General features: G+C 60.0%; 15 protein-coding genes. 14 read left to right on the top strand and 1 reads right to left on the bottom strand.

Features of this window, described 5'->3' with window-relative positions:
* The first annotated feature begins 11 nt into the window (after nucleotides 1–11).
* The 14 genes from hpaG to yjiA all read left to right on the top strand — a co-directional run bounded on the left by hpaG (nucleotide 12) and on the right by yjiA (nucleotide 14,881).
* Complete coding sequence (hpaG, locus tag IM299_RS15280; protein WP_048957183.1) at nucleotides 12–1,289, top strand: 4-hydroxyphenylacetate degradation bifunctional isomerase/decarboxylase; 1,278 nt, start codon at nucleotides 12–14, stop codon at nucleotides 1,287–1,289.
* Nucleotides 1,286–2,752, top strand: a complete 1,467-nt coding sequence (gene hpaE, locus IM299_RS15275; protein ID WP_045400869.1) for a 5-carboxymethyl-2-hydroxymuconate semialdehyde dehydrogenase — start codon at nucleotides 1,286–1,288, stop codon at nucleotides 2,750–2,752. The genes hpaG and hpaE overlap by 4 nt, the downstream gene beginning before the upstream one ends.
* Nucleotides 2,753–2,754: 2 nt before the next feature.
* Nucleotides 2,755–3,606 carry a 3,4-dihydroxyphenylacetate 2,3-dioxygenase gene (gene hpaD, locus IM299_RS15270; RefSeq protein WP_193357760.1) on the top strand — a complete coding sequence of 284 codons (852 nt, stop codon included), beginning with the start codon at nucleotides 2,755–2,757 and terminating at the stop codon, nucleotides 3,604–3,606.
* A 9-nt stretch (nucleotides 3,607–3,615) separates the two neighbouring features.
* Nucleotides 3,616–3,996 (top strand): 5-carboxymethyl-2-hydroxymuconate Delta-isomerase, encoded by a 381-nt coding sequence (locus IM299_RS15265; protein ID WP_063438163.1) that lies wholly within the window; start codon nucleotides 3,616–3,618, stop codon nucleotides 3,994–3,996.
* A gap of 100 nt (nucleotides 3,997–4,096) precedes the next feature.
* Complete coding sequence (gene hpaH, locus IM299_RS15260) at nucleotides 4,097–4,900, top strand: 2-oxo-hept-4-ene-1,7-dioate hydratase (RefSeq protein ID WP_048957186.1); 804 nt, start codon at nucleotides 4,097–4,099, stop codon at nucleotides 4,898–4,900.
* A 10-nt stretch (nucleotides 4,901–4,910) separates the two neighbouring features.
* Entirely contained in the window at nucleotides 4,911–5,705 is a 795-nt protein-coding gene (hpaI, locus tag IM299_RS15255; RefSeq protein WP_193357759.1) for a 4-hydroxy-2-oxoheptanedioate aldolase, read from the top strand.
* 21 nt (nucleotides 5,706–5,726) lie between these two features.
* Nucleotides 5,727–7,070: a 4-hydroxyphenylacetate permease gene (hpaX, locus tag IM299_RS15250; RefSeq protein ID WP_048957187.1), complete on the top strand. Its 1,344-nt coding sequence runs from the start codon at nucleotides 5,727–5,729 to the stop codon at nucleotides 7,068–7,070.
* Nucleotides 7,042–7,932 carry a 4-hydroxyphenylacetate catabolism regulatory protein HpaA gene (hpaA, locus tag IM299_RS15245; protein ID WP_193357758.1) on the top strand — a complete coding sequence of 297 codons (891 nt, stop codon included), beginning with the start codon at nucleotides 7,042–7,044 and terminating at the stop codon, nucleotides 7,930–7,932. Before hpaX ends, hpaA begins: the two co-directional genes overlap by 29 nt.
* Before the next feature lie 195 nt (nucleotides 7,933–8,127).
* Entirely contained in the window at nucleotides 8,128–9,690 is a 1,563-nt protein-coding gene (gene hpaB, locus IM299_RS15240) for a 4-hydroxyphenylacetate 3-monooxygenase, oxygenase component (protein WP_193357757.1), read from the top strand.
* A gap of 17 nt (nucleotides 9,691–9,707) precedes the next feature.
* Nucleotides 9,708–10,220: a 4-hydroxyphenylacetate 3-monooxygenase reductase subunit gene (locus IM299_RS15235; protein ID WP_041911318.1), complete on the top strand. Its 513-nt coding sequence runs from the start codon at nucleotides 9,708–9,710 to the stop codon at nucleotides 10,218–10,220.
* 176 nt (nucleotides 10,221–10,396) lie between these two features.
* Nucleotides 10,397–11,314, top strand: coding sequence for a YafY family protein (locus IM299_RS15230; protein WP_048957191.1), 918 nt, complete (start codon nucleotides 10,397–10,399; stop codon nucleotides 11,312–11,314).
* A gap of 191 nt (nucleotides 11,315–11,505) precedes the next feature.
* Nucleotides 11,506–13,659, top strand: coding sequence for a carbon starvation CstA family protein (locus IM299_RS15225; protein ID WP_028015394.1), 2,154 nt, complete (start codon nucleotides 11,506–11,508; stop codon nucleotides 13,657–13,659).
* A gap of 54 nt (nucleotides 13,660–13,713) precedes the next feature.
* Entirely contained in the window at nucleotides 13,714–13,917 is a 204-nt protein-coding gene (locus tag IM299_RS15220; protein ID WP_003856610.1) for a YbdD/YjiX family protein, read from the top strand.
* Between the two features lie 10 nt (nucleotides 13,918–13,927).
* A complete protein-coding gene (gene yjiA, locus IM299_RS15215; protein ID WP_048959792.1) occupies nucleotides 13,928–14,881 on the top strand; it encodes a GTPase in 954 nt (317 codons plus the stop codon).
* Nucleotides 14,882–14,934: 53 nt separating this feature from the next.
* Here yjiA and IM299_RS15210 read toward each other — a convergent pair whose 3' ends face one another.
* The gene (locus tag IM299_RS15210) at nucleotides 14,935–16,293 is read right to left on the bottom strand and encodes an esterase-like activity of phytase family protein (RefSeq protein ID WP_193357756.1); all 1,359 of its coding nucleotides are present in this window, start codon (nucleotides 16,291–16,293) and stop codon (nucleotides 14,935–14,937) included.
* Between the last annotated feature and the right edge of the window lie 54 nt (nucleotides 16,294–16,347).

Raw genomic sequence — 16,347 nt, 5'->3', positions numbered from 1 at the left:
GGAGTAGGTGAATGAAAGGTACCGTATTTGCCGTCGCGCTGAACCACCAGAGTCAGCAAGAAGCCTGGGCTGAGGCGTTTGAAAAAGCCCCTTACAACACGCCGCCAAAAACGCCGGTGTGGTTTATCAAACCGCACAACACGGTGATTCGCGCGGGCGAGCCCATTCCTTTCCCGCAGGGGGAAACGGTGTTAAGCGGCGCGACGGTGGCGCTGGTTGTGGGTAAAACCGCCAGCAGGGTGCGCGTAGAGGACGCCGCGGCCTACATCGCCGGCTACGCGCTGGCCAACGAGGTGAGCCTGCCGGAAGAGAGCTTCTACCGCCCGGCCATCAAGGCCAAATGCCGGGACGGCTTTTGCCCGCTCGGCGAAATGGTCGCCGTTGATAAGGTGGATAACCTGACCATCATCACCGAAATCAACGGCCGCGAAGCGGACCACTGGAACACCGCCGATCTGCAGCGCAGCGCCGCCGAACTGCTGAGCGCCCTGAGCGAATTCGCCACCCTCAATCCCGGCGATGCGATCCTGCTCGGCACGCCGCAAAGCCGCGTGAAGATCCGCCCGGGCGATCGCGTGCGGATTCTGGCGGAAGGTTTCCCGCCGCTGGAAAACCCGGTGGTGAACGAGCGCGACGTTGCCCTTTCCCACCGCACGCCTGAACACGCCACGCTGTTCGCCCTCGGTCTTAACTACGCCGATCATGCCAGCGAGCTGGACTTCAAGCCGCCCACCGAGCCGCTGGTGTTTATCAAAGCGCCGAACACCTTCAACGGTGACAACCAAACCTCGGTGCGCCCGAACAACGTCGAGTACATGCACTATGAAGCGGAGCTGGTGGTGGTCATCGGCAAAACGGCCCGCAAGGTGAGCGAAGCCGAGGCGATGGACTATGTTGCGGGCTATACGGTCTGCAACGACTACGCCATCCGCGACTATCTCGAAAACTACTACCGCCCGAACCTGCGGGTGAAAAGCCGCGACGGGCTGACCCCCATCAGCCCGAACATCGTGCCGAAAGAAGCCATTCCTGATCCGCATAACTTAACCCTGCGCACCTTCGTCAACGGCGAACTGCGTCAGGAAGGCACCACCGCCGATCTCATTTTCAGCATTCCTTACCTGATTGCGTATCTGAGCGATTTTATGACCCTACAGCCGGGCGACATGATCGCCACCGGCACGCCGAAGGGGCTGTCCGACGTGGTGCCGGGCGATGAAGTGGTGGTGGAAGTGGAAGGCGTGGGCCGCCTGGTGAACCGGATTGTCAGCGAGGAGACTGCAAAATGAAAAAGATTAACCACTGGATCAACGGTAAAAACGTCGCCGGAAGCGAGTACTTCCATACCACTAACCCGGCCTCCGGCGAGGTATTAGCGGAAGTCGCCTCCGGCGGTGAAGCGGAAATTCATCAGGCCGTTGCCGCCGCTAAAGAGGCGTTCCCGAAATGGGCCAACCTGCCGATGAAGGAGCGCGCGCGCCTGATGCGTCGCCTGGGGGATCTGATCGACCAGAACGTGCCCGAGATCGCCGCCATGGAAACCGCCGACACCGGCCTGCCGATCCACCAGACCAAAAATGTGCTCATCCCGCGCGCCTCGCACAACTTCGAGTTCTTCGCCGAGGTGTGCCAGCAGATGAACGGCAAAACCTACCCGGTCGACGACAAAATGCTCAACTACACGCTGGTGCAGCCGGTGGGCGTCTGCGCGCTGGTGTCGCCGTGGAACGTGCCGTTTATGACCGCCACCTGGAAGGTCGCGCCGTGCCTGGCGCTGGGCAACACCGCGGTGCTGAAGATGTCTGAACTCTCGCCGCTGACCGCCGACCGTCTGGGCGAGCTGGCGCTGGAGGCGGGCATTCCGGCGGGCGTGCTGAACGTGGTGCAGGGCTACGGGGCGACGGCAGGCGACGCGCTGGTGCGCCACCACGACGTGCGCGCCGTCTCCTTCACCGGCGGCACCGCCACCGGGCGCAACATCATGAAAAACGCCGGGCTGAAGAAATATTCCATGGAGCTGGGCGGCAAATCCCCGGTGCTGATTTTTGAAGATGCGGACATTGAGCGCGCGCTGGACGCCGCGCTGTTCACCATCTTCTCCATCAACGGCGAGCGCTGCACCGCGGGCTCGCGCATCTTCATCCAGCAGAGCATCTACCCGGAGTTCGTCAAGCGCTTCGCCGAACGCGCCAATCGCCTGCGCGTGGGCGATCCGACCGATCCGAACACCCAGATTGGCGCGCTCATCAGCCAGCAGCACTGGGAGAAAGTCTCCGGCTATATCCGCCTCGGCATCGAGGAAGGCGCCACCCTGCTGGCGGGCGGCCCGGACAAACCGACCGATCTGCCTGCACACCTGAAGGGCGGCAACTTCCTGCGCCCGACGGTGCTGGCGGACGTCGACAACCGCATGCGCGTGGCGCAGGAGGAGATCTTCGGGCCAGTGGCCTGCCTGCTGCCGTTTAAGGACGAGGCGGAAGGCCTGCGTCTGGCGAACGACGTGGAGTACGGCCTGGCGTCGTACATCTGGACCCAGGACGTCAGCAAGGTGCTCCGTCTGGCGCGCAACATTGAAGCGGGCATGGTGTTCGTCAACACCCAGAACGTGCGCGACCTGCGCCAGCCGTTTGGCGGCGTGAAGGCCTCCGGCACCGGCCGCGAGGGCGGCGAGTACAGCTTCGAGGTGTTCGCGGAGATGAAGAACGTCTGCATCTCCATGGGCGACCATCCGATTCCAAAATGGGGGATCTGACAATGGGCAAGCTAGCGTTAGCGGCAAAAATCACCCACGTGCCGTCGATGTATCTTTCCGAGCTGCCGGGGAAAAACCACGGCTGCCGCCAGTCCGCCATCGACGGGCATAAAGAGATCAGCAAGCGCTGCCGTGAACTGGGCGTGGACACCATCATCGTGTTCGACACCCACTGGCTGGTAAACAGCGCGTATCACATCAACTGTGCGGAGCATTTTTCGGGCGTCTACACCAGCAACGAGCTGCCGCACTTTATCCGCGACATGACGTATGACTACGACGGCAACCCGGAGCTCGGGCAGCTGATCGCCGACGAAGCGGTGAAGCTCGGCGTGCGCGCCAAGGCGCACAACATTCCGAGCCTCAAGCTGGAGTACGGCACCCTGGTGCCGATGCGCTACATGAACGCGGATAAGCACTTCAAAGTGATCTCCATCTCGGCGTTCTGCACGGTTCACGACTTTGCCGACAGCCGCAGGCTGGGCGAGGCCATCGTCAGCGCCATCGAAAAGTACGACGGCACCGTGGCGGTGCTCGCCAGCGGCTCGCTGTCGCACCGCTTTATCGACGACCAGCGCGCGGAGGAAGGGATGAACAGCTACACCCGCGAGTTTGATCGCCAGATGGACGAGCGCGTGGTCAAGCTGTGGCGCGAAGGCCAGTTTAAAGAGTTTTGCAGCATGCTGCCGGAGTACGCCGACTACTGCTACGGCGAGGGGAACATGCACGACACGGTGATGCTGTTGGGGATGCTCGGCTGGGACCGCTATGACGGCAAGGTGGAGTTTCTCACCGAGCTGTTCGCCAGCTCCGGCACCGGCCAGGTCAACGCCGTTTTCCCGCTGCCCGCGTAAGGAGTTGTTATGCCGCACTTTATTGCTGAATGTACCGACAATATCCGCGCGCAGGCCGACCTGCCGGGGCTGTTCGCCAAAGTGAACGAGGCGCTGGCCGCCACGGGGATCTTCCCGCTCGGCGGCATCCGCAGCCGCGCCCACTGGCTGGACACCTGGCAGATGGCGGACGGTAAGCATGATTACGCCTTTGTGCATATGACGCTGAAGATCGGCGCCGGGCGCAGCCTGGAGAGCCGGGAAGCCGTGGGGGAGATGCTGTTTGCGCTGATCAAAACCCACTTCGCGGAGCTGATGGCGGAGCGCTATCTGGCGCTGTCGTTCGCCATGGAAGAACTCGATCCGACGCTCAATTACAAACAAAACAACGTGCACGCGTTGTTTAAGTAGCCGTCTGCTCGCCCGGTGGCGCTTCGCTTACCGGGCCTACAACGGCCAAGAACGTAGGCCGGGATCGCTACGCGCCACCCGGCAAAAACAGGATATCGCCATGCTGGACAAACACACCCATACCCTGATCGCCCAGCGCCTGCATCAGGCGGAACAGTCCCGGGAGCAGATCCGCGCGATCTCGCTGGAGTACCCGGAGATCACCATCGAAGACGCCTACGCCGTACAGCGCGAATGGGTGAGCCTGAAAATTGCCGAAGGCCGCGTGCTGAAAGGCCACAAGATTGGCCTCACCTCGAAAGCGATGCAGGCCAGCTCGCAGATTAGCGAGCCGGACTACGGCGCGCTGCTGGACGACATGTTCTTCCACGACGGCAGCGACATTCCCGTCGACCGCTTTATCGTCCCGCGTATCGAAGTGGAGCTGGCCTTCGTGCTGGCAAAACCGCTGCGCGGCCCGAACTGCACGATCTTCGACGTCTACAACGCCACGGATTACGTCATTCCCGCCCTGGAGCTGATCGACGCCCGCTGCCACAACGTTGACCCGGAGACCCAGCGCCCGCGCAAGGTGTTCGACACCATCTCCGATAACGCCGCCAACGCCGGGGTGATCCTCGGCGGTCGTCCGATTAAGCCCGACGCGCTGGATTTGCGTTGGATCTCCGCCCTGCTCTACCGCAACGGCGTGATCGAAGAGACCGGCGTCGCCGCGGGCGTGCTTAACCACCCGGCGAACGGCGTGGCGTGGCTGGCGAACAAGCTCGCGCCGTACGACGTGCAGCTTGAGCCCGGACAAATCATCCTCGGCGGCTCGTTTACCCGTCCGGTTGCCGCCAGCAGAGGCGACACCTTCCATGTTGACTACGGCAACATGGGCTCCATCAGCTGCCGCTTTGTATAAGGAGGCGACCATGCAAAACGCATTCAAAGCGGCGCTGCAGGCGGGCCGCCCGCAAATCGGTTTATGGCTGGGGCTGACCAGCAGCTACAGCGCAGAGCTGCTGGCCGGGGCCGGTTTTGACTGGCTGCTGATCGACGGCGAGCACGCGCCGAACAGCGTCCAGACCGTGTTAACCCAATTACAGGCTATCGCCCCTTATCCCAGCCAGCCGGTGGTGCGCCCGTCGTGGAACGATCCGGTGCAGATCAAGCAGCTGCTGGACGTGGGGGCGCAAACCCTGCTGGTGCCGATGGTGCAAAACGCTGACGAGGCGCGGCTGGCGGTAAGCGCCACCCGCTACCCGCCTGCGGGCATTCGCGGCGTCGGCAGCGCCCTGGCGCGCGCGTCGCGCTGGAACCGCATCCCGGATTACCTGCATCAGGCTAACGACGCCATGTGCGTGCTGGTGCAGATCGAAACCCGCGAGGCGCTGAAAAACCTGCCGCAGATCCTGGACGTGGAAGGCGTCGACGGCGTGTTTATCGGCCCGGCGGATCTGAGCGCCGACATGGGCTTTGCCGGCAATCCGCAGCACCCGGAGGTGCAGGCCGCCATCGAGCAGGCGATCGCGCAGATCCTCAGCGCGGGCAAAGCGCCCGGCATCCTGATGGCGAATGAACAGCTGGCGAAACGCTATCTCGGCCTCGGCGCATTGTTTGTGGCGGTCGGTGTGGATACCACCCTGCTCGCCCGCAGCGCCGAAGCGCTGGCGGCCCGCTTTACCGACGTCACCACAGCAGTTGATAACAATAAATCCGTCTACTAAACGTACGATGTGGAGCGCAACATGACGACCTCAACCCTGCATAATAAAGATGTAGAACATCGCGCAATAAATAAGCTGTTCCGTCGTTTGATCGTGTTTCTCTTTATCCTGTTTGTTTTCTCGTTTCTCGATCGCATTAACATCGGCTTTGCCGGGCTGACGATGGGCAAAGATCTGGGCCTCACGTCGACCATGTTTGGCCTGGCCGCGACGCTGTTTTACGTCACCTACGTGCTGTGCGGGATCCCCAGCAACATCATGCTGGCGAAGGTCGGCGCACGCCGCTGGATCGCCGGGATCATGGTGGTGTGGGGCATCGCGTCCACCTGCACCATGTTCGCCACCAGCCCCGAAACGCTTTACGTCCTGCGCATGCTGGTGGGCATTGCGGAAGCCGGTTTCCTGCCGGGGATTTTGGTCTATCTCACCTGGTGGTTCCCGGCCTATCACCGCGCCCGCGCCAACGCGCTGTTTATGATCGCCATGCCGGTGACCATGATGCTCGGCTCGATCCTCTCCGGGTACATTCTGGCGATGGACGGGCTGTGGAACCTGAAGGGCTGGCAGTGGCTGTTCCTGCTGGAGGGGTTGCCGTCGGTGGTGCTCGGCGTGGTGACCTGGTTTTACCTCAACGACACGCCGGATCAGGCCACCTGGCTGGATGAGGACGAAAAGCAGGCGCTGAAAACGATGATCGCGCGCGAGCAGGAGGTCGCCATCGCCCAATCCGTCACGCCGCGCTCGACGCTGCGCGAGGTGCTTACGCCCGCCGTGCTGCTCTACACGCTGGCCTACTTCTGTCTGACCAATACGCTGAGCGCGATCAACATCTGGACGCCGCAGATCCTGCAAAGCTTCAACACCGGCAGCAGCAATATCGTGATTGGCCTGCTGGCGGCGATCCCGCAGTTTTGTACCATCCTCGGGATGATCTGGTGGAGTCGCCGCTCCGACAGGCTGAAAGAGCGAAAAAGGCACACCATCCTGCCGTACCTGTTTGCAGCGGCGGGATGGATGCTGGCCTCCGCGACCGATCACAGCCTGATCCAACTGCTTGGCATCATCATGGCCTCAACCGGATCGTTTACCGCCATGGCGATATTCTGGACCACGCCGGATCGGGTTATTAGCCTGCAATCCCGCGCGGTGGCGCTGGCGGTGATCAACGCCATCGGTAATGTCGGATCCGCCGTCAGCCCGCTGCTGATTGGGATCCTGCGCGACGCGACCGGCAGCTTCAGCTCCGGGCTGTGGTTCGTGGCGGGTCTGCTGGTGGTCGGCGCGCTGGTGCTGACGCGTATCCCGATGACGCAGCGGGTTCAACAGAGGAACGATCATGTGCCAGAGCCCTATCGCCAACATTGATATCAGCAAGGAGTACGACGAAAGTCTGGGCACCGACGACGTTCACTATCAGTCGTTCGCCCGCATGGCGGCCTTTTTTGGCCGCGACATGCAGGCGCATCGTCACGACCAGTACTTTCAGATGCACTTTCTCGACACCGGGCAGATTGAGCTCCAGCTCGACGACCACCGCTATTCGGTGCAGGCGCCGCTGTTTGTGCTGACGCCGCCGTCGGTGCCGCACGCGTTTATCACCGAATCCGACAGCGACGGGCACGTGCTGACGGTGCGCGAGGATCTCATCTGGCCGCTGTTAGAAGTGCTCTACCCCGGCACGCGGGAAGCGTTCGGCCTGCCGGGGATCTGTCTGTCGCTTGCCGACAGGCCTGACGAGCTGGCGGCGCTGAAGCACTACTGGCAGCTCATTGCCCGGGAATCCACGGAACAGCTGCCGGGCCGTGAGCATACGCTGGTCCTGCTGGCGCAGGCGGTATTTACCCTGCTGCTGCGCAACGCGAAGCTCGACGACCACGCGGCCAGCGGGATGCGCGGCGAGCTGAAGCTGTTCCAGCGCTTTACCCAGCTGATCGACACCCATTACCACCAGCACTGGACGGTACCGGAATACGCCAGCGAACTGCACCTGACCGAATCCCGCCTGACGGACATCTGCCGCCGCTTCGCCAACCGCTCGCCGAAACGGCTTATCTTCGACCGGCAGCTGCGCGAGGCCAGGCGCCTGCTGCTGTTTTCCGACAGCGCGGTCAGCGAGATTGCCTGGCAGCTGGGATTTAAGGATCCGGCCTATTTCGCCCGGTTTTTCAATCGCCTGACGGGCTGCTCGCCCAGCGCGTATCGGGCGCAGAAAGTACCGGTTTCCTGAGCGCATCGCGGTATGTAGGGCGGGTAAGCGCAGCGCCACCCGCCAAAAACCCGCACAGATCACAAATCCCAATCCCGCCCGAAAAGTACCCGCCGTTGTCCCAATCGTCCCTTCACGTTCCGCCCCTCTCACGCTTCAATTAAACAACAAAAACAAAACATAAATTTAACAACCATCTTCCGATACGAGGTCCCTATGAAGCCTGAAGATTTCCGCGCTGATGCCAAACGTCCGTTAACCGGCGAAGAGTATTTAAAAAGCCTGCAGGATGGACGCGAGATTTATATCTACGGCGAGCGCGTTAAGGACGTCACCACCCACCCGGCGTTTCGCAATGCGGCGGCGTCCATCGCCCAGATGTACGACGCCCTGCACAAGCCGGACATGCAGGACACGCTGTGCTGGGGCACCGACACCGGCAGCGGCGGCTACACCCACAAATTTTTCCGCGTGGCGAAAAGCGCCGACGACCTGCGCCAGCAGCGCGACGCCATCGCCGAGTGGTCGCGCCTGAGCTACGGCTGGATGGGCCGCACGCCGGACTACAAAGCGGCGTTCGGCTGCGCGCTGGGAGCGAACCCTGCCTTCTACGGTCAGTTCGAGCAGAACGCCCGGAACTGGTACACCCGCATTCAGGAAACCGGCCTGTACTTTAACCACGCCATCGTCAACCCGCCGATCGACCGCCACAAGCCGGCGGACGAGGTGAAGGACGTCTACATCAAGCTGGAGAAAGAGACCGATGCCGGGATTATCGTCAGCGGTGCGAAAGTCGTCGCAACCAACTCGGCGTTGACCCACTACAACATGATCGGTTTTGGCTCCGCGCAGGTGATGGGCGAAAACCCGGACTTCGCGCTGATGTTCGTCGCGCCGATGGATGCCGAAGGCGTGAAGCTGATCTCCCGCGCCTCGTATGAGATGGTGGCAGGCGCAACCGGCTCCCCGTACGACTACCCGCTCTCCAGCCGCTTCGACGAGAACGACGCGATCCTGGTGATGGATAACGTGCTGATCCCGTGGGAAAACGTGCTGATCTACCGCGATTTCGACCGCTGCCGTCGCTGGACGATGGAGGGCGGCTTCGCCCGCATGTACCCGCTGCAGGCCTGCGTACGTCTGGCGGTGAAGCTCGACTTCATCACCGCCCTGCTGAAGAAATCCCTGGAGTGCACCGGTACCCTGGAGTTCCGCGGCGTGCAGGCGGATCTCGGTGAAGTAGTGGCCTGGCGCAATATGTTCTGGGCGCTGAGCGACTCCATGTGCTCCGAAGCCACGCCGTGGGTGAACGGCGCGTACCTGCCGGACCACGCGGCGCTGCAAACCTACCGCGTGATGGCCCCGATGGCCTACGCGAAGATCAAGCACATCATTGAACGCAACGTGACCTCCGGGCTGATCTACCTGCCGTCCAGCGCGCGGGACCTGAACAACCCGCAGATCGACCAGTATCTGGCGAAGTACGTGCGCGGCTCCAACGGAATGGATCACGTCGAACGCATCAAGATTTTGAAACTGATGTGGGACGCCATCGGCAGCGAATTTGGCGGTCGTCACGAGTTGTACGAAATCAACTACTCCGGCAGCCAGGATGAGATCCGCCTGCAATGCCTGCGTCAGGCGCAAAGCTCCGGAAATATGGACAAGATGATGGCAATGGTCGACCGCTGCATGTCCGAGTACGACCAGCACGGCTGGACCGTGCCGCACCTGCACAACAACAGCGATATCAACATGCTCGACAAGCTGCTGAAATAGCGCAGCGGGAGGTTACAATGCATTCAGATGAACAACGCCTGCGTTTTCGCGACGCAATGAGCAGCCTGTCGGCGGCGGTCAATGTGGTCACCACCGAGGGCGATGCCGGACGCTGCGGCATTACCGCCACCGCCGTCTGCTCGGTGACGGATACCCCGCCGTCGGTCATGGTCTGCATTAACGCCAACAGCGCCATGAACCCGGTCTTTCAGGGCAACGGCAGGCTGTGCGTCAACGTGCTGAACCACGAGCAGGAGATCATGGCCCGCCACTTCGCCGGGATGACCGGGATGGCAATGGAGGAGCGCTTTGCCCTCTCCTGCTGGCAGAAAGGCCCGCTGGGGCAGCCGGTGCTGAAAGGCGCGCTGGCGAGTCTGGAAGGCGAGATTACCCAGGTGCAAACCATCGGCACGCATCTGGTTTATCTTGTCGAAGTGAAAAATATCATCCTGAGTGACGCGGGACACGGCCTGATCTACTTTAAGCGCCGTTTCCACCCGGTAATGATGGAGATGGAAGCCGTCGTGTGATCCCCCTCGCGCTGGCCTTTTTTCGGGCCAGCGCCGCTTTCTACAAAAATTCCTAAGGTTTCCGCTAAATCACGCCGTTATATATCCATAAGAGAAATTTTCTGTGCCTGAATACTGACATCTCCGGTCAGTGCTTTTGCATTGTTCAGCGCATACCCAATATACAGGAAGACCTTATGGCTAAAACGACGCGGAGCCGCTCGGCTGAACGTCTGGTCGATATTCTCCTTGAGCTACATTTACACGGGGTGGTAAACCGCAGTGCGCTAATGGAGAAATTTAAAATTACCGAGCGCACCGTCTACCGGGATTTAAATGCGCTCTCGCCCATTGTTGAACATACCGGTAACGGGCTATATCGACTGATCCATTCCGCCCAATCTCCCGGCGGGCAGGGATTACATCATGCTCTGGCTAACTTCCTGAATGCCGATAACTTTTTCCCTGAAAGAAATACGGACTTCTGGCAAAAGCTGGAGGCGCGCGTCGACGAAAACCATATTCTTATCCTCGGTAATGACGCAGAGCACACGGTGCAGCGTGATATCCGCCGCCATTTAGCGAAAATCGAGAAATCGATTAAGAACCATAATGTCTGTCAGATCGTTTATAAGGGTAAAACCCGTCTGATTAATCCCTATAAACTCATTAACAAAAAAAATATATGGTATTTACAAGCTACCGAGAATAGCCGGTTGAAATCCTTTTCATTAAGCCAGATTAGCTGGTTTGATGTTCAAAAAACCTTTTTTACTCCTGATGAAAATGTTCGGGAACTGCTGGAAAAAAGCCTCGACCCGTGGGTGTCCGAAACTACTTTCACCGTGAAAATATTCATTAAGGATAATATTTCACATTACTTCCTGCGCCGCGATCTCCTGCCGGAACAGGAGCTGCTGGAGGAGCGGCGCGGCGGCGTCACGCTGCGCTGCCAGGCGGCACACGAAAACCAGATCCTGCCGCTGCTGTTCTACTGGCTGCCGAATATTCAGATCCTGGAGCCAAGCTGGCTGAAGGAGAAGCTCATCAAGACGCTGGAAAGCTACCTGTCGATGGAGCGCAGCCCGGAAAACCACGTGATCTCAATCACATAATTTCCCCGACCAGCGGCGAGCCTGAACCACTCGCCGCGTCCTTTGACCGCTCACCCATCACTTTCAACCACTCACTCATTTATCGTCCTTTACGCGCGCGCGGATCTGGCACGATCGCTCCAGCATTAATCAATACCTCCTCACAACGAACCCTGACCCTTTTTTCTTTACATAAAAAACCAGGTCTTACTATGGATACTAAAAAACTACTTAAGCACGTGCCCTGGGCCTTACTCGGGATCCTCGGTGCTTTCTGTCTGGCGGTTGTCGCATTACGCCGGGGCGAACACGTCAGCGCCCTGTGGATCGTGGTCGCGTCGGTCTCCGTCTACCTTGTGGCCTATCGCTACTACAGCTTATACATCGCGCAGAAGGTCATGAAGCTCGACCCGACGCGCGCCACCCCGGCGGTCATTAACAATGACGGTCTGAACTACGTGCCAACCAACCGCTACGTGCTGTTTGGTCACCACTTTGCCGCTATCGCCGGTGCTGGCCCGCTGGTTGGCCCGGTACTGGCCGCGCAAATGGGCTACCTGCCAGGTACGCTCTGGCTGCTGGCGGGCGTGGTGCTGGCGGGTGCGGTGCAGGACTTTATGGTGCTGTTTATCTCCTCGCGCCGTAACGGTTCGTCGCTGGGTGAGATGATCAAAGAAGAGATGGGCCGCGTGCCGGGCACTATCGCCCTCTTCGGCTGCTTCCTGATCATGATCATCATCCTCGCGGTGCTGGCGCTGATCGTGGTGAAGGCGCTGGCCGAAAGTCCGTGGGGCGTCTTCACCGTCTGCTCTACCGTACCGATTGCGCTGTTCATGGGCATCTATATGCGCTTCCTGCGCCCTGGCCGCGTGGGTGAGGTATCGGTGATCGGTATCGTGCTGCTGGTCGCCTCCATCTACTTCGGCGGCGTGATTGCGCACGACCCGTACTGGGGCCCGGCGCTGACCTTTAAAGACACCACCATCACCTTCGCGCTGATCGGTTACGCATTCGTTTCTGCCCTGCTGCCGGTGTGGCTGATTCTGGCTCCGCGCGACTACCTGGCGACCTTCCTGAAAATCGGCGTGATCGTCGGGCTGGCAATCGGGATTGTGATCATCAACCCTGAGCTGAAAATGCCGGCGGTAACCCAGTACATTGACGGCACCGGTCCGCTGTGGAAAGGCGCCCTGTTCCCGTTCCTGTTTATCACTATCGCCTGCGGCGCCGTGTCTGGCTTCCACGCGCTGATCGCCTCCGGCACCACGCCGAAGCTGATGGCTAACGAAACCGACGCGCGCTTTATCGGTTACGGCGCGATGCTGATGGAGTCCTTCGTGGCGATCATGGCGCTGGTTGCGGCCTCGATTATCGAGCCAGGCCTGTACTTCGCGATGAACACTCCACCGGCGGGTCTGGGCATCACCATGCCAAACCTGCATGAGATGGGCGGGGAAAATACCGCGCTGATCATGGCGCAGCTGAAAGAGGCCAGCGCACACGCGGCGGCGACCGTCAGCTCCTGGGGCTTCGTGATCTCGCCTGAGCAGATCATGCAGACCGCGAAGGACATTGGCGAACCGTCCGTGCTGAACCGCGCAGGTGGCGCGCCGACGCTGGCCGTGGGTATCGCACACGTGTTCCACAAAGTGCTGCCGTGGGCGGACATGGGCTTCTGGTACCACTTCGGTATTCTGTTCGAAGCGCTGTTCATCCTCACCGCGCTGGATGCCGGTACCCGTGCGGGCCGCTTCATGCTGCAGGATCTGCTGGGCAACTTCGTGCCGTTCCTTAAGAAAACCGACTCTCTGGTAGCGGGTGTTCTGGGTACTGCCGGGTGCGTAGGCCTGTGGGGCTACCTGCTGTATCAGGGCGTTGTCGACCCGCTCGGCGGCGTGAAGAGCCTGTGGCCTCTGTTCGGTATCTCTAACCAGATGCTGGCAGCCGTTGCCCTGGTGCTCGGTACCGTCGTCCTCGTGAAGATGAAGCGCACCAAATACATCTGGGTGACCGTGGTTCCTGCGCTGTGGCTGCTGCTCTGCACCACCTGGGCGCTGGGCCTGAAGCTGTTCAGCACCAACCCGCAGCTGGAAGGCTTCTTCTTCATGGCTAACCAGTACAAAGAGAAGATTGCCGCAGGCGGCGCGGATCTGACCGCGCAACAGATTGCCAACATGAACCATATCGTGGTGAACAACTACACTAACGCGGGTCTGAGCATTCTGTTCCTGGTGGTGGTGTACAGCATTATCTTCTACGGCATCAAAACCTGGATGAAAGTGCGCAACACCGAAGGCCGTACGGATAAAGAGACCCCGTACGTGCCGGTGCCGGAAGGCGGCGTGAAGACCTCTTCACACCATTAATCTGGTTGTATTCAGCCCCGCTCCGGCGGGGCTTTGTTCTTATCAGGATGGACTATGTTTGGTAACTTAGGCGAAGCAAAAAAATACCTCGGTCAGGCGGCGAAGATGCTGATTGGCATTCCGGACTATGACAACTACGTTGAGCATATGAAGACCAACCATCCGGATAAGCCGTATATGACCTACACCGAATTCTTCCGCGAGCGTCAGGAAGCGCGCTACGGCGGAAGTGGAGAAGGCGGCGTCCGCTGCTGCTAAAGGAGAGACCATGACCCCGATTGCCGTTACCCTGCTGACCGGTTTCCTCGGCGCCGGTAAAACCACCCTGCTGCGCCACATTCTGAACGAGCAGCACGGCTTCAAAATCGCCGTCATCGAAAACGAATTTGGCGAAGTCTCCGTTGACGATCAATTAATCGGAGACCGCGCCACGCAAATCAAAACCCTGACCAACGGCTGCATCTGCTGCACCCGCTCTAACGAGCTGGAAGACGCCCTGCTGGACCTGCTCGACAGCCGCGATCGCGGTGACATCGGCTTCGACCGTCTGGTGATCGAGTGCACCGGCATGGCCGACCCCGGCCCGATTATTCAGACCTTTTTCTCGCACGATATTCTTTGCCAGCGCTACCTGCTGGACGGGGTGATTGCCCTGGTAGACGCGGTCCACGCCGACGAGCAGATGAACCAGTTCACCATTGCCCAGTCTCAGGTGGGCTACGCCGACCGCATTCTGCTGACCAAAACCGACGTGGCAGGCGACAGCGAAAAACTCCGCGAGCGCCTGACGCGCATCAACTCGCGCGCGCCGATTTACACGGTGACGCATGGCGATATCGATCTATCCCAGCTGTTTAACACCAACGGCTTTATGCTGGAGGAGAACGTCACCACGAAACCGCGCTTCCACTTTATGGGAGACAAGCAAAACGACGTGGCGTCGATTGTGGTGGAGCTGGACTATCCGGTGGACATCAGCGAGGTCTCCCGCGTGATGGAGAACCTGCTGCTGTCGTTTGCCGACAAGCTGCTGCGCTACAAAGGCATGCTGTGGATCGACGGCGAGCCGAACCGCCTGCTGTTTCAGGGCGTACAGCGCCTGTACAGCGCCGACTGGGACCGCCCGTGGGGCGATGAAGCGCCGCACAGCGTGATGGTGTTTATTGGTATACAGCTGCCGGAAGAAGAAATCCGAGCAGCGTTTGCGGGTCTGAAGAAATAACCGCCTTGCTTCCCCTCTCCCCTTTGGGGAGAGGGTTAGGATGAGGGATAAAATTATTTCAACGCCTCCGGCAGCGTCACAATCCACAGCTCGCTCTCTGACTCCGGCTTCTTCAGCGGCTTCACGCTGAGCGTAGTTTCCACCGGTTTATCATCCAGCGTCAGCTTGCCTTCCTCGTTAACCCGATAGTCCTTGAGCTTTTTGCCCTCGACCGGATGCTGCATCGCCACCTTCACGCCAAAGTCGTTATCGTTCGCCACCGCAAGCCGTTTGCCGTCGATCAGCGCCAGCCCTTCGGCCTTCTCCTGCTTCCAGCCCAGCGCGCGCAGATCGACGACCTGCGTTTTTGCAGCAAGGGTAATGCCGCGCTGTGCCAGGGTTTTCTCATCATCAAACTCCGGGTACTCGCCCGGCTTGTCGAAAGCGGTCAGGTCGCTCGCCTTGCTGAGATCCACCTTGTAGATAAGGTTACGCATCGCGTCATTTTTATCCTCACCCTGTTCAATCAGCAGGATGTGCTGGTCGTCCAGCGCCACGATGTCGCCGATTTTGGCGTCGCTGTTTTTGCTGTAGGCCGCGCTGTCGATAGGGTAGCCATACATCGCCGTTTTCCCGGTCGCCGGGTCGAAGCTGACCAGACGCGTAAACAGCGCCTGCTTTTTGCTCTTACCGTCGATATCCAGCGTGCTTTGCACGGCGGCGATAATCCGCCCGTCCGGCATCCGGGTCAGGCCTTCAAAGCCCCGGTTCGGCTGGCGCCATTTGATAACGTTTGGCAGACCGCCCGCGATGGATTTTTCCCCTTCCGCCGCCTGCGGCCCGTGGATCGCCAGAATTTTCCCTTTGCTGTCGACGTTAATCAGGAATGGGCCATACTCGTCGCACAGCCAGAAGCCGCCCTTGCCGTCCGGGGTGATGCCTTCCGTGTCCAGCCCGCGGTTGTCACCCTTCAGAATGTTGAGGGTATCGCTGAACGCCACCTCGTTGGTGGCTCCAATCACGCCGCTTTGCAGCGGCAGGCCGTTAATCTCGCCTTTATCATCATGCAGCGGGCGGGCATCCGTTGCCTCCGCTTTGCCGTTCTGAACGCGGATGGTCATCAGCAGCGGCGCGAAATCCGGCGTGACAAAAATTTTGGCTTCGTTTTTACCCATTTTGGGCGCATCGGCGTTAGGACCGCGATCGGTTACGGTCGCGAAGGTCAGAGCATCGCCCTGCTTGCCCGTAAACAGCAGGCCGGAGCCAATCCCTACCGGGAGTCCATTCGGAAACGCACCGGCAAACGCGCCGCTGTATTTCACGTGTGAGCCGTCAGGGAAGCTGACAACATAGTGCTCAGCCGTGGGCTGCGCCGCCAGGCCAGAGAAAGAGAGCGTACTGCCGATAAGCACAGGAATGATTTTTCTTTTCATATTGTTAGCATCCGGAAAGTGAAGCCCACAACGTAATGAACAAACGTGTCAGAA

It is taken from the genome of Enterobacter cloacae complex sp. P47BA, from assembly GCF_014930485.1.
GTDB classification, from domain to species: domain Bacteria; phylum Pseudomonadota; class Gammaproteobacteria; order Enterobacterales; family Enterobacteriaceae; genus Enterobacter; species Enterobacter bugandensis.
The sequence above is the reverse complement of the archived record's forward strand: the minus strand, read 5'-3'. Positions and strand labels throughout refer to the sequence as shown.

Bases quoted from the DNA above. Each gene is read 5' to 3' on its own strand.
- hpaA (WP_193357758.1), top strand. From the start codon at position 7,042: ATGTGCCAGAGCCCTATCGCCAACATTGATATCAGCAAGGAGTACGAC.
- IM299_RS15235 (WP_041911318.1), top strand. From the start codon at position 9,708: ATGCATTCAGATGAACAACGCCTGCGTTTTCGCGACGCAATGAGCAGC.
- IM299_RS15220 (WP_003856610.1), top strand. From the start codon at position 13,714: ATGTTTGGTAACTTAGGCGAAGCAAAAAAATACCTCGGTCAGGCGGCG.
- hpaE (WP_045400869.1), top strand. From the start codon at position 1,286: ATGAAAAAGATTAACCACTGGATCAACGGTAAAAACGTCGCCGGAAGC.
- hpaG (WP_048957183.1), top strand. From the start codon at position 12: ATGAAAGGTACCGTATTTGCCGTCGCGCTGAACCACCAGAGTCAGCAA.
- hpaX (WP_048957187.1), top strand. From the start codon at position 5,727: ATGACGACCTCAACCCTGCATAATAAAGATGTAGAACATCGCGCAATA.
- hpaB (WP_193357757.1), top strand. From the start codon at position 8,128: ATGAAGCCTGAAGATTTCCGCGCTGATGCCAAACGTCCGTTAACCGGC.
- hpaH (WP_048957186.1), top strand. From the start codon at position 4,097: ATGCTGGACAAACACACCCATACCCTGATCGCCCAGCGCCTGCATCAG.
- IM299_RS15225 (WP_028015394.1), top strand. From the start codon at position 11,506: ATGGATACTAAAAAACTACTTAAGCACGTGCCCTGGGCCTTACTCGGG.
- hpaI (WP_193357759.1), top strand. From the start codon at position 4,911: ATGCAAAACGCATTCAAAGCGGCGCTGCAGGCGGGCCGCCCGCAAATC.
- yjiA (WP_048959792.1), top strand. From the start codon at position 13,928: ATGACCCCGATTGCCGTTACCCTGCTGACCGGTTTCCTCGGCGCCGGT.
- IM299_RS15230 (WP_048957191.1), top strand. From the start codon at position 10,397: ATGGCTAAAACGACGCGGAGCCGCTCGGCTGAACGTCTGGTCGATATT.
- IM299_RS15210 (WP_193357756.1), bottom strand. From the start codon at position 16,293: ATGAAAAGAAAAATCATTCCTGTGCTTATCGGCAGTACGCTCTCTTTC.
- hpaD (WP_193357760.1), top strand. From the start codon at position 2,755: ATGGGCAAGCTAGCGTTAGCGGCAAAAATCACCCACGTGCCGTCGATG.
- IM299_RS15265 (WP_063438163.1), top strand. From the start codon at position 3,616: ATGCCGCACTTTATTGCTGAATGTACCGACAATATCCGCGCGCAGGCC.